The sequence below is a fragment of the Streptomyces solincola genome (genome assembly GCF_002982015.1).
In the GTDB taxonomy this organism is placed as follows: domain Bacteria; phylum Actinomycetota; class Actinomycetes; order Streptomycetales; family Streptomycetaceae; genus Streptomyces; species Streptomyces solincola.
This window is the reverse complement of the sequence record NZ_PVLV01000162.1, coordinates 1-9,986: the sequence shown is the minus strand read 5'-3', so window position 1 is coordinate 9,986 and position 9,986 is coordinate 1. Positions and strand designations below refer to the sequence as shown.

9 protein-coding genes, 1 tRNA gene and 1 pseudogene are annotated in these 9,986 nt (G+C 71.7%); 6 read left to right on the top strand and 5 right to left on the bottom strand.

Features of this window, described 5'->3' with window-relative positions:
- From C6N75_RS12575 to C6N75_RS12565, 3 genes are all read left to right on the top strand, one after another.
- A partial coding sequence (locus C6N75_RS12575) for an SPFH domain-containing protein (RefSeq protein ID WP_258177377.1) occupies positions 1-973 on the top strand: 973 nt, incomplete at its 5' end.
- A gap of 196 nt (positions 974-1,169) precedes the next feature.
- On the top strand, positions 1,170-1,757 hold the full coding sequence (locus tag C6N75_RS12570; RefSeq protein WP_105868964.1) for a lytic polysaccharide monooxygenase auxiliary activity family 9 protein: 588 nt from the start codon (positions 1,170-1,172) through the stop codon (positions 1,755-1,757).
- An 84-nt stretch (positions 1,758-1,841) separates the two neighbouring features.
- Positions 1,842-1,915, top strand: a tRNA-Lys gene (locus tag C6N75_RS12565).
- A gap of 76 nt (positions 1,916-1,991) precedes the next feature.
- Here C6N75_RS12565 and C6N75_RS12560 read toward each other — a convergent pair.
- The 5 genes and pseudogenes from C6N75_RS12560 to ehuB form a co-directional block, all read right to left on the bottom strand.
- Positions 1,992-2,748, bottom strand: a pseudogene (locus tag C6N75_RS12560) (IclR family transcriptional regulator).
- A gap of 214 nt (positions 2,749-2,962) precedes the next feature.
- Entirely contained in the window at positions 2,963-3,691 is a 729-nt protein-coding gene (gene ehuA / locus C6N75_RS12555; RefSeq protein ID WP_258177379.1) for an ectoine/hydroxyectoine ABC transporter ATP-binding protein EhuA, read from the bottom strand.
- Between the two features lie 58 nt (positions 3,692-3,749).
- Positions 3,750-4,400, bottom strand: a complete 651-nt coding sequence (ehuD, locus tag C6N75_RS12550) for an ectoine/hydroxyectoine ABC transporter permease subunit EhuD (RefSeq protein WP_105868962.1) — start codon at positions 4,398-4,400, stop codon at positions 3,750-3,752.
- Positions 4,397-5,056, bottom strand: a complete 660-nt coding sequence (gene ehuC / locus C6N75_RS12545) for an ectoine/hydroxyectoine ABC transporter permease subunit EhuC (protein WP_105868961.1) — start codon at positions 5,054-5,056, stop codon at positions 4,397-4,399. Before ehuC ends, ehuD begins: the two co-directional genes overlap by 4 nt.
- Positions 5,053-5,961: an ectoine/hydroxyectoine ABC transporter substrate-binding protein EhuB gene (gene ehuB / locus C6N75_RS12540; RefSeq protein ID WP_105868960.1), complete on the bottom strand. Its 909-nt coding sequence runs from the start codon at positions 5,959-5,961 to the stop codon at positions 5,053-5,055. The genes ehuC and ehuB overlap by 4 nt, the downstream gene beginning before the upstream one ends.
- 305 nt (positions 5,962-6,266) lie before the next feature.
- Here ehuB and C6N75_RS12535 point away from each other — a divergent pair, with 305 nt between their 5' ends.
- From C6N75_RS12535 to C6N75_RS12525, 3 genes are all read left to right on the top strand, one after another.
- Entirely contained in the window at positions 6,267-7,004 is a 738-nt protein-coding gene (locus tag C6N75_RS12535) for a maleate cis-trans isomerase family protein (RefSeq protein WP_105868959.1), read from the top strand.
- A 124-nt stretch (positions 7,005-7,128) separates the two neighbouring features.
- Positions 7,129-8,247: an LLM class flavin-dependent oxidoreductase gene (locus C6N75_RS12530; RefSeq protein WP_105868958.1), complete on the top strand. Its 1,119-nt coding sequence runs from the start codon at positions 7,129-7,131 to the stop codon at positions 8,245-8,247.
- 255 nt (positions 8,248-8,502) lie between these two features.
- A partial coding sequence (locus C6N75_RS12525; protein ID WP_105868957.1) for a glycoside hydrolase family 18 protein occupies positions 8,503-9,986 on the top strand: 1,484 nt, incomplete at its 3' end.

The following is a 9,986-nucleotide window of genomic DNA, read 5'->3' as shown; positions in this document are numbered from 1 at the left end:
GCACGGCCGCGCCCCCGGTCGCCGCCACCGCGCCCACCGCGCCGCCCGCCAGCCCGCGCCGAGCGCCGACCCCGCTCTGGCCGAGCGGCCCGGTCCGGTGCTGCCCGGCTGGGCGGGCGCCGCGGTGGGCGCGGTGGCGGCGACCGGGTGCGCGGCCGTGCTGTGGCGGACCGGCGCGGTCCCGGACGAGCTGGCCCGGATGCTGGGCCTGACCCGGTATCCGTTCCACGGCCTTCCGCTCGCCGTGTGGGCGGTGCTGGCGCTCGGTGTGCTGGTGGTGCTGTTCGCGTTCGGCGGGCTGGCCCGCGGCCGGGTCGGACACGCCTGGGTGCTCACCCTGTGCGGCGACTACCGGGGCACCGTGCGGCGCACCGGGCTGATGTGGGTGAGCCCGCTGCTGCTGCGCCGCCGGGTGGACGTGCGGCTGCGGCACTGGCGCAGCGAGCCGCTGCCCGCGGTGGACGCCAACGGCACCGCGCTGCGGGTGGTGGTGCTGGTGGTGTGGCGGGTGCGCGACACCGTGCGCGCGGCGCTGGGCGTGGCCGACCACGAGCGGTATCTCCGCGAGCAGGTGGAGGCGGCGATGGCCCGGGTGCTGTCGCAGTTGCCGGCCGACGCCTTCCACGAGGACGCGCCGACGCTGCGGGACGCCGAGGCGGTGGGGGAGGCGCTGACCCGGATGCTGGTCGCGGAGTGCGCTCCGGTCGGCGTGGAGGTGTTCTCGGCGCAGCCGACCCGGATCGAGTACGCGCCGGAGATCGCGGCCGCGATGCAGCGGGCGCGGATCGCGTCGATCGACGCCCGGCACCGGGACACCGTGCTGACGTCCGTGGTCGACGCCGTGGACGACATGGTCCACCGTCTGACCACCCGTGGTCTGGTCGAGCTGGACGACTACGACCGCAAGTCGCTGGTCAAGGACCTGACGGTGGCGTTCTACACGGGACGCGGTGGTCTGCCGGAAGGCCCGTGATTGGTATGGACATGTTGAATCCGCATCCATACATTGGGACTTGGTCTAGACCGCAACGGTGCGACGGCGCCGTTCATCCCCACCGGTGTGTCCGCATCTCCCACGGGTGCGAGCGCACCACCGCACGCGTGCACCACGGAATCTCGCACTCCGCGACCTCCGCGAACCTCCCCCACGTTCTGTCTGGAGCGACAGCATGCGACACAAGATAGGCACCGCCCTGGTGGCCCTCGGCGTGGCCGGGGTGTCCCTCATGGCCACCGGCAGCGCCAGCAGCCACGGCTACACCGACTCCCCGATCAGCCGCCAGAAGCTCTGTGCCAACGGCACGGTGACCAACTGCGGCAACATCCAGTGGGAGCCCCAGTCGGTCGAGGGCCTCAAGGGCTTCCCCGCAGCCGGTCCCGCCGACGGCAAGATCTGCGCCGGCGGCAACGGGCCGTTCGCCCAGCTCGACGACCCGCGCGGCGGCAACTGGCCCGCCACCAACGTCAGCGCCGGTCAGAGCTACACCTTCCGCTGGCAGTTCACCGCCCGCCACCGCACCTCGGACTTCAAGTACTACATCACCAAGAACGGCTGGGACCGCACCAAGCCGCTCACCCGGGCCGCGCTCGACCCGCAGCCGTTCCTCACCATCCCGTACAACCAACAGCCGCCGGCCACGCTGTCGCACACGGGCACCTTCCCCAGCGGCAAGACCGGCAAGCACCTGGTCCTGGCCGTCTGGACGGTCGCCGACACGGCGAACGCCTTCTACGCCTGCTCCGACGTCCAGTTCTGAGCCGCCCGCCGGCTGCCGGACAGCGGTCCGCGGGGGTGGTCAGGACCACCCCCGCGGACCGGGTAGTATTAATCTCGTCAGCAGGCGCCGCTAGCTCAGTTGGTTAGAGCAGCTGACTCTTAATCAGCGGGTCCGGGGTTCGAGTCCCTGGCGGCGCACAGACGAAGAGAAGGCCCCTCGCGCGCAGCGCGAGGGGCCTTCTCCGTGGTCGGTCCCGCTGTTTCCGCGCCGTTCTCAGATGGCGAGGGAGAGCACCACCGGCGGCTCTGCGGTTGAGGGTGTCGGCGGCCGAGCGCAGCCGGTGGGCGTGCTCGATCGGCATGGACAACGCCAGGCAGCCGACCGCGGAACCGGCGGTGAGCGGCACCGCCGCGCAGACCGTGCCCACGGCGTACTCCTGGAGGTCGAGCACCGGGACCGTCGCCGGCTGGCTGTCCAGCTTGGAGAAGAGCACCCGCTCGTTGGTGATCGTCCGCGAGGTGAGCCGGGCGATCTTGTGCCGGGAGAGGTGGTCGCGGCGACCGTCCCGGTCGAGCTGGGTGAGCAGGCACTTGCCGACCGCGCTGGCGTGGGCGGCCGAGCGGAAGTCGACCCACTCGTTGACCTTGGGCGCGTGCGGGCCGTCGGCCATCTGCGTGATCTTGACCTCGCCGTCGATGTAGCGGCTGATGTAGACCGCCGCGCCGACCGAGTCGCGCAGCTCGGCCAGGGTGTCCTGGAGTTTGACCGCCAGCGCCTCGGGCCGGGTGGCGCCGGAGCCGATCAGCACCAGTGAGTCGCCCACCACGTAGGCGCCGTCGCCGACCTGCTCGACGTACCCCTCCCGGCGCAGCATCAGCAGCAGGGGGCGCAAGTGGGCCGCGGGCAGTCCGGTCTCGCGGGCGATCTGCGCGTCGGTCACTCCGCCGCCGTGCCGGGAGACCGCTTCGAGAACGCGCAGGGCGTAGTGCACCGAATGGAACGGCGCGGTCGGCTCGGGCTTCAGCGCCACGGTTTCCCCCCACTCAGGTTGTGACCGCATGCATCCCCACCACGATAGCCGCCAAGGCCCGTTCCGGGGGGCCGCGTTGGCAGAAAAGTGTCCCGCCCCACGGTCATACGCTGGGGCGGGACGAATGGCATATGCCTCAGGCATTACGGCAGGCTGAAAGAGGTGGTCAGGGCCGCGGTCGGCGGACCCCGGCGCACCGCGCCCGGGGGCCGGCTCAGCGGACCGCGCCGAGGAAGTCCCGGGTGCGCTCGTGCGCCGGGTCGGTGAAGATGCGCTCCGGCGGTCCGGACTCGATCACCTTGCCCCCGTCGAACATGAACACCTCGTCCGAGATGTCCCGGGCGAAGTTCATCTCGTGCGTGACGCAGAGCATCGTGATGTCGGTGGACCGGGCGATGTCCCGCAGCAGGTCCAGCACGCCGGCGACCAGCTCCGGGTCGAGCGCGGAGGTCACCTCGTCCAGCAGCAGCACCCGCGGGCGCATGGCCAGCGCCCGGGCGATCGCCACCCGCTGCTGCTGGCCGCCGGACAACTGCGCGGGCCGGGCGTCGACCTTGTCCGCCAGCCCCACCAGGTCCAGCAGCTCCCGGGCGCGGCTCTCCGCCTCGTCCTTGCCCAGTCCCAGCACCCGCACCGGCGCCTCGGTGATGTTGCGCAGCACCGACATGTTGGGGAAGAGGTTGAACTGCTGGAACACCATGCCGATTCTCTTGCGCACCTCCCGGCGGTGTTTCGCGTCCGCCGGGAAGAGCTGCCCGCCGTTCACCCGGATGATTCCGGAATCCGGTTCCTCCAGCGTCATCAGAAGCCGAAGAATGGTCGTCTTCCCGGAACCGGACGGGCCGATCAGAGTGACGTGCTTTCCCGACGTCACGGAGAAGCAGAGGTCGTCCAGGACGGTGTTGTCGCCGAATCTCTTGGTGACGTTCTCGAAGCGGATGATCTCGTCGCGGGCGCGCTCGGGCGGGGTGGCGCCGAAGGTGCGGGGGTCGGTGGGCGTCTCAGCGGGCAAGGCGGCGCTCCAGGGTTCGGACCAGCAGGGAAGCCGGACAGGCGATGAGGATGAAGGCGACGCCGACGACCGTCAGCGGCTCGGTGTACTGGAAGGTGGCGGCGCTCTCCAGCCGCGACTGCTGGAGCAGCTCCAGCACGCTGATCGCGGCCAGCAGCGGGGTGTCCTTCAGCATGGCGATGACGTAGTTGCCGAGCGCCGGCACGACCCGGCGCAGCGCCTGCGGCAGGATCACCGCGAACCAGGTGCGGTGCGCGGGCAGGCTCAGCGCGGTCGCCGCCTCCCACTGCCCGGCCGGCACGGCGTCGATGCCCGCCCGGTAGACCTGCGCGGTGTACGTCGAGTAGTGCAGCCCGATCGCGATCGTGCCGGTGGTGAACGCGGAGAACTGCACGCCCCACTCAGGCAGCACGAAGAACAGGAAGAACAACTGCACCAGCAGCGGGGTGGTGCGGACGAACTCGGTGACCGCCTGCACCGGCCAGCGCACCAGCCTGCTGGACGCGCGGAACCCGGCCGCCCACACCAGCCCCAGGCTGAAGGAGATCAGCGAGCCGAGCACCAGCACCTGGAGGGTGACCAGCAGCCCGTCCAGCAGGCGCGGCAGGAAGTCCACCACCGCGGACCAGTCCCAGTTCACTTGGCCACCACCCCCAGGTTCGCCTTGGTACGGCGCTCCAGCGCCTTCATGGAACGCGTGATCACGAAGGCGATCAGGAAGTAGACGACCAGGATCACCGAATAGATCTGCGCGCTCTCCTGGGTCGCCAGCCGTACCAGGTACGCGGCGAACGACACGTCGCCCACGCCCAGCAGCGACACCAGCGCGGTGCCCTTCAGCAGCTCCACCAGCAGGTTGCAGAACGGCGGCAGCATCTCCGGCACCGCCTGCGGCAGCACCACCAGCCTCATCCGCTGCCACGGCGTGAAGCTGAGCGCGACCCCCGCCTCGCGCTGCGCCGGCGCCACGGCGTTCAGGGCGCCGCGCACGATCTCCGCGCCGTACGCCCCGTAGGACAGGCCGAGGGCGAGCACCGCCGCCCACATCGGCACCAGTTGCCAGCCGAGCAGCGGCGGCACCACGAAGAACAGCCAGAACATCAGGATCAGCGCGGAGGTGCCGCGGAAGACCTCGGTGTAGACGGTGGCCAGGACCCGCACCAGCCGGGAGCAGTGGGTGCGGGCCATGCCCACCCCGAAGGCCACCACGGCGGCCAGCGCCGCGCTGTAGACGAGCAGTTGCACGGTGATCCAGATGCCGGGCAGCACCCAGGTCTGCCAGAGTCCCGCGGTCATCGGCACAGCTCCTCGGCGGTGAGCGTGGTCATCTCGTCCTCGGTGAAGCCGAAGCGCTTGAGCACCCGGAACAGCTCGCCGCTCTCGCGCATCCTCAGCAGCTCGGTGTTGAAGGCGTCGCGCAGCGCGGTGTCGGTGGGCCGGAAGGCGAAACCGCCCGCGTCCACCCGCTTCTCGCCGTCCACCACGGCCGCGAAGGCGTCGGTCGCCTCGGCGCGCGTGCTCTTGCGCACCACCTCGCGGGCGGTCAGCGCGGTCCCGGCGAACACGTCGACCCGGCCGGACTCCACCGCGTTCAGACCGGCCACCTGGTCCTGGAGAATGACGACGTCCTTCTCCGGGTACCCGGCCGCCACGGCGTAGCCGATCTGGGCGTAGCCGGCGCCGGTGGCGAAGGAGGCCCCGGCGCGCACCACGTCCTCGTACGAACGAAGGCCCTTGGGGTTGCCCTTGCGCACCACGAACGAGTCGAGCATCTGGTACTCGGGGTCGCTGAAGACGACCTGCGCGCACCGCTCCCTGGTGATGTACATCCCGGCCGAGACGACGTCGAACTGCTGGGAGTTGAGGCCGGGGATGAGGGAGGCGAAGTCGGTGGCGACCGGCTGGACGCCACTGACGCCGAGCCGCTGGAACACGATCCTGGCCAGTTCCGGCGCCTCACCGGTGAACTCGCCCTGCTCGTCCACGTAGCCGTAGGGCACCTCGCCGGCGATGCCGAGGCGGACGGAGCCCTGGGATCTCAGCCGCTCCAGGGTGTCGCCGGACGCCACCCGGCTGCACCCGGCGGTGGCCGCGGTCGCCCCGAACGCGCCGGCGGCGCCCAGCAGCAGGGTGCGGCGGCGCGACAGCGACCGGGGTGGCGTCGGTGTTCTCGGACTCTCTTTTCGAACTGTTCGAGACATGGCCGCGCAGCTACCCGAGCGCGATCACGCCATGCCGCCGGGGCGGCGCACCGATACCGGACCGTGTCCTTCGTCCCGCCGCCGCCACCGAACTCGTCACCATAAGCGCCGTTTTGCCGATCGGCGGGCGTCGGCCGGCGCCGGTCGGCGGAGCCGGGACGTCCTCGGGGGCCGGCGGCGCAGGACTATCCGGGGGAACGCGGGGCAGCCGTCAGCCGACGGGTGCGCTCATCCGCGCCCCGCCCGGTCACCATGGGCACGGTCGCGACGCCAAGGACGCGGCCCTGAGGACGGGAGGCTGTGACATGACGACGGTCGGGCTGCTCTATCCCGGGCACGCCGCCGAAGAGGACTACCCCCGCATCGAGACGCTGCTCACCGGCGTACGGATCACGGTGGTCCACACGGACGAGGGCGGCGCTCCCGGCGCCGACGCGGTGCGGGAGACCGGCGCCCCCGAACGGCTCGCGGCGAGCATGGAGGAGCTGCGGCTCTCCGGCGCCGAGGCCGTGGTGTGGGCGAGCACCCGGGGTTCGTTCACGCACGGCTGGGACGGAGCCCAGCAGCAGGTCAGGCAGCTCGCGCAGAGCGCCGGACTGCCCGCGTCCAGCGCCTCGTTCGGCTTCGCGCACGCCGCCGGAGCGGTCGGCGCCAAGCGGGTCGCGGTGGCCGCGATCTACCCGGAGGACGCCACCGCCCGGTTCGGCTCGTTCCTGGCGGAGGCCGGCCTGGAGGTGGTCGCCTCCCGCGCGGCCGGCGTCACCGCCGCGGCCGAGGCCGCCGCCTGGGACGGCGGGAAGCTGCTGGAGCTGGTCCGGGCCGCCGACCACCCCGACGCCCAGGCCGTCCTCGTGCCCTGCACGGCCGTGCACACGGTCGGCGAGCTGCCCGCCCTGGAGGCGGCCGTGGGCAAGCCGGTCCTCACCGCCAACCAGGTCGCCGTCTGGGAGGGCCTGCGCCTGGCCGAACGCCACGGCGCCTGGTCCGACGAGCTGGGCGCGCTGTTCGCCCGCCGCGACGAGACGGGAGCCGTACGCGAGTGAGCGCGCCGGAGCCGTACGGCCGCGCGCCGGGAGCCACCTCGGGTGGCGCCGTCCGGGAATAACCGGAGACAGCCTCCTGTTCTGCACCTGCGGTACGTGTTTTCCGCGCAGGAGGGTCAGACCGGTGAGCGACGACAACGCCAGGAGGGACGGCGCGGCGGACGGAGGGTCCGCCGGACCGCACGGTATCCACGGCACGGCCCGGGGCTCCGCGCCGGTGCCGCTGTCCGTCCTCGACCTGGTCACCGTGGGCAGCGGCGGCACCGCTACCCAGGCGCTGACCACCAGCGTCGCCCTCGCCAAGCTCGCCGAGCGGCGCGGCTTCCACCGCCACTGGGTCGCCGAACACCACTCCATGCCCGGGGTGGCCTCGTCCTCCCCGGCGGTGATCCTCGCCCACCTCGCCGCCCACACCAGCCGCATCCGGCTCGGCTCGGGTGGCGTGATGCTGCCCAACCACGCCCCGCTGGTGATCGCCGAGCAGTTCGGCACCCTGGAGGCGATGGCCCCTGGCCGGATCGACCTCGGCCTGGGCCGCGCCCCCGGCACCGACGGGGCCACCGCCGCCGCCCTGCGCCGCACCGACCGGCTGCGGGAGGGAGCGGAAGACTTTCCCGAGCACCTGGCAGAGCTGGTCCGCTTCCTGGACGACGACTTCCCCGACGCCCACCGCTACGCCCGCATCCACGCCGTGCCCGGCCCGGTGCAGGGCCCGACCGGGCGGCCGCCGGTGTGGCTGCTCGGCTCCTCCGGCTTCAGCGCCCGGCTGGCCGGCACGCTCGGGCTGCCGTTCGCCTTCGCCCACCACTTCTCCGCCCGCAACACCGTCCCCGCGCTCGACCTGTACCGGGACTCCTTCCGCCCCTCGGCGGTGCTGGACGCCCCGTACGCGCTGATCGGCGTCTCCGCGTTCGCCGCAGACGACGAGCGGGCGGCCCGCCGCGAGGTGCTGACCGGGGCGCTGTCCATGGTGCGGCTGCGCACCGGACGCCCCGGGCTGGTCCCCACGCCGGAGGAGGCCGAGGCGTACCCGTTCAGTGAGATCGAGCGGGACTTCGTGGAGGGCTGGCTGGGCGACGTGGTGCACGGCACCCCGGACGAGGTCCGGACCGGGCTGGACGGGCTGCGCAAGCGCACCGGCGCGGACGAGCTGATGATCACGTCCAACGTGCACGGCTACGCGGCCAAGTTGCGCAGCTACGAGCTGATCGCGGACGCCTACGGCCTGCCGGACGCCGGCTGACCCGGCGGACTGGTTCCGGCTCGGGAACGGGTGCACAAGATCCCTAAGTGAACCTTAAGCCGCTCGTCACCATGGGTGGCGGGCGGTTCTCCCGTGCCCCGGCACCGCCCTGACGAGGGGTTTTCCGTTCCAAGTGGTCTAGTCCTTGTTTGGTTCGGACCATTGACGCCCCGTTCACCCGGCGGCAATCTGCCTCCACCGGACCGCACTTGTGGATCCCCCCGCCGGACACCGCACGCCCCTCGGAGGCCGTTCGTGCACCACCGCAGACCCCTCATCGCCGCGCTGACCGGCGCGGCACTCGCCGCCGGCGCGCTGGCCGGCTTCGCCGGAGCCGGCACCGCCTCCGCGCAGTCCGCCCAGGGGGCCGCCGCCGCGCCCGCCTCCGGCGGGGTGAAGATCGCCTACTACGACCAGTGGAGCGTCTACGGCAACGCCTTCTACCCCAAGCACCTCGACACCCGGGGCATCGCCGGCAAACTGGACGTCCTGAACTACTCGTTCGGCAACATCCACCCCACCGACCTCACCTGCTTCATGGCCAACAAGGCCGCGGGCGACGACGCCAACCCCAACGCGGGCGACGGCGCCGGCGACTCCTACGCCGACTACCAGCGCTCCTTCAGCGCGGCCGACAGCGTGGACGGCGTCGCCGACAAGTGGGACCAGCCGATCACCGGCGTCTTCAACCAGTTCAAGGAACTGAAGGCCAAGTACCCCAAGCTGAAGATCAACATCTCGCTGGGCGGCTGGACCTACTCGAAGTTCTTCCACGACGCGGCCAAGACCGACGCGAGCCGCAAGAAGCTGGTCTCCTCCTGCATCAAGCAGTACATCCAGGGCGACCTGCCGGTCGAGGGCGGCTTCGGCGGCCCCGGCTCCGCCGCCGGGATCTTCGACGGCATCGACATCGACTGGGAGTACCCGGGCTCGCCCGACGGCCACCTCGGCAACCACTACGGGCCCGAGGACAAGCAGAACTTCACCCTGCTGCTGGCCGAGTTCCGGAAGCAGCTCGACGCCCACGGCGCGGCCAACGGCGGCAAGAAGTACCTGCTGACCGCCGCCCTGCCGGCCGGGCAGGACAAGATCAAGCACATCGAGACCGACAAGATCGGCGCGTACCTCGACTACGCGAACATCATGACCTACGACATGCACGGCGCCTGGGACGGCGACGGGCCCGCATACCACCAGTCCCCGCTGTACTCCCCGGCCTCCGACCCGACCGACCCGATCAAGCCGGGCGCCCAGAAGTACTCGGTCGACAACGCCATCGACGCCTACATCGACGGCAACCCCGCCTACGGCGTCACCGGCGGCTTCCCCGCCGGCAAGCTGACCCTCGGCTACGAGTTCTACTACCGCGGCTGGAAGGGCGTCCCGGCCGGGGCGAAGAACGGCCTCGGCGGTTCGGCGACCGGCGCATCGGCCGCCCGCCCGCTCAGCCAGCAGGCCGGCATCGCGCACTACAAGGAGCTGGGCGGCATCGTCGACAACCCGGCCACCACCTTCTGGGACGACGAGGCGAAGGCCGCGTACTTCTACAAGGACGGCGAGTTCTTCACCGGCCTGGACAAGCGGGCGATCCAGGCCCGCGCGGAGTACGGCCGCAGCCGCGGCCTGGCCGGCGCGATGATGTACTCGCTGCTCGGCCTGGACGCGAACACCACCCTGCTGAACGACATCGTGGCCGCCGTCGGCTCCTCCCCGGACCCGACCCCGACTCCCACGCCCAC